The organism is Terrabacter sp. P5_B1 (assembly GCF_056400505.1).
This window is the reverse complement of record NZ_JBFULD010000510.1, coordinates 1-1863: the sequence shown is the minus strand read 5'-3', so window position 1 is coordinate 1863 and position 1863 is coordinate 1. Positions and strand designations below refer to the sequence as shown.

Annotated in this window: 2 protein-coding genes; one reads left to right on the top strand and one right to left on the bottom strand. The window is 73.5% G+C overall.

Features of this window, described 5'->3' with window-relative positions:
• A partial coding sequence (locus tag AC1DP0_RS21495; protein ID WP_478088545.1) for an aminotransferase class V-fold PLP-dependent enzyme occupies positions 1–1092 on the top strand: 1092 nt, incomplete at its 5' end.
• A 104-nt stretch (positions 1093–1196) separates the two neighbouring features.
• Here the strand turns inward: AC1DP0_RS21495 and AC1DP0_RS21490 are convergent.
• Positions 1197–1863, bottom strand: a 667-nt coding sequence (locus tag AC1DP0_RS21490; protein WP_478088543.1) for an endonuclease/exonuclease/phosphatase family protein, incomplete at its 5' end; no start/stop codon positions are given.

Below are 1863 nucleotides of genomic sequence, written 5' to 3'. Positions count from 1 at the left end.
CGCGAGGGGGTCGCGGCGTTCGTCGGCGCGCGTGAGGGCGACTCGGTCGTGTTCACGCGCTCGACGACCGACTCGTGGGCGCTGCTCAGCAAGGCGCTGCCGAGCCGCACGACGGTCTTCGTCTTCGGCACCGAGCACCACTCGACGCTGCTCCCGTGGGGCCGCTTCCGCACGGTGCGCCTCCCGGTCCCCCAGACGGTCGAGGACGCGCACCTCCTGCTCGAGGAGGCGCTGACGGACCACCCGTCGCGCCACCGCCTCGTCGTCGTCGCCGCCGCGTCCAACGTCACCGGTGAGGTGTGGCCCGTCGAGCGTCTCGCCGCGCTCGCCCACGGGCACGGCGCCCGGATCGCCGTCGACGCGGCCCAGCTGTCGGCGCACCGGACGATCGACCTGGCCGCGTGGGACGCCGACTACGTCGCGTTCTCGGGCCACAAGACGTATGCCCCCTACGGCGCGGGCGTGCTGGCCGGGCGCTCCGACTGGCTCGACGCCGGCCACCCCTACCTGCTCGGCGGTGGCGCGACCCGGTCGGTGACCGAGGACGGCACGACGTGGGCCACCGGTCCGGCGCGTCACGAGGGCGGCAGCCCGAACGTCATCGGTGCGATCGCCCTCGCCGCGGCGTGCGTGACCATCACCCGACACCGCGTGGTCATCGAGGAGCACGAGTCCCGCCTGCTCGATCGGCTGCGCTCGGGGCTGGACGAGGTGACCGGCGTCGAGATCCTCTCGATCTTCGGCGACGACAGCGACCGCGTCGGCGTGGTCGCCTTCACCGTCGAGGGCTGGGACTCCTCGCTCGTCTCGCAGGTCCTCTCTGTCGAGCACGGCATCGGCGTGCGCGACGGCAAGTTCTGCGCCCACCCTCTCGTCGACGAGCTCCTCGRGGACCCGTGGGGCGAACGCCCGACCACGGCCGTCCGCGCGAGCATCGGCCTCGGCAGCACCCTCGAGGGCGTCGAACGGCTCGTCGCCGCCGTCGCCCGGCTGGTCGAGCACGGCACCGACGCGGCGTGGACCCGCACGGGGAGCGGCTGGACGCTCGAGGGCACCGACCCGCGCGACGTCGAGGTCGCTCGTCCCTGGTGATCCCCTGGTGATCCCCTGGTGATCCCCTGGTGATCCCCTGGTGATCCCCTGGTGATCCCCGGCGTGGGCCGCTGCCCCGGTGTCGCGCCCCGGTGTCGCGCGCGTCAGCGCGTCGGCAGGTGGTAGCTCGCCCACACGGCCGCGTGGTCGGCCCGGTTGAACGCCACCTGACCGGCCGCCACGACCGTCAGGCGCCGGCTCAACAGGTGGTCGAGCTGCACGAACGGTGGCAGCCGGTTGCCCGCGAACGGCCAGGTGCGGACCCAGCCCTCACCGTCGGTGCGCTGCGCGTCGTCGAGTCCCTCCGCGAGGGCACGGAAACCCGGGTGGCCGAAGCTCGCGTTGAAGTCGCCCGCCATGACCACCGGCTGGTCGCCGTCGAGGTGCTCCTTCCACGACTGGAGCGCACGCAGGCCCGCGCGCCACTGGTCGGTGTCGCCCGGGAGCGGCGCCGTGGGGTGCGCGACCTTGAGGCGCACGGTGCCTTCCGGCGCCGTGACGTCRACCTCGGGCTGCACGCTCTGCGTGGTCTCGACCGCCACGTCGGTGCCTGGGTTGCGCACCGAGAGCGGGTAGCGCGACAGGATCATCGTCCCGGTGAACGTGCTGGCCCGCGCGATCCCCTCGCGATGCGTGAAGTAGTCGCTCGCGCCCTCGGCGTCGAGCCGTCGCATGATCGCGGGCGTCGCCTCCGTCACGACGAGGACGTCGACGGCGTGGAACCGCACGGCGTCCATGAGCTGTCCGGCGTTGGCGGCACCGATCCACGTG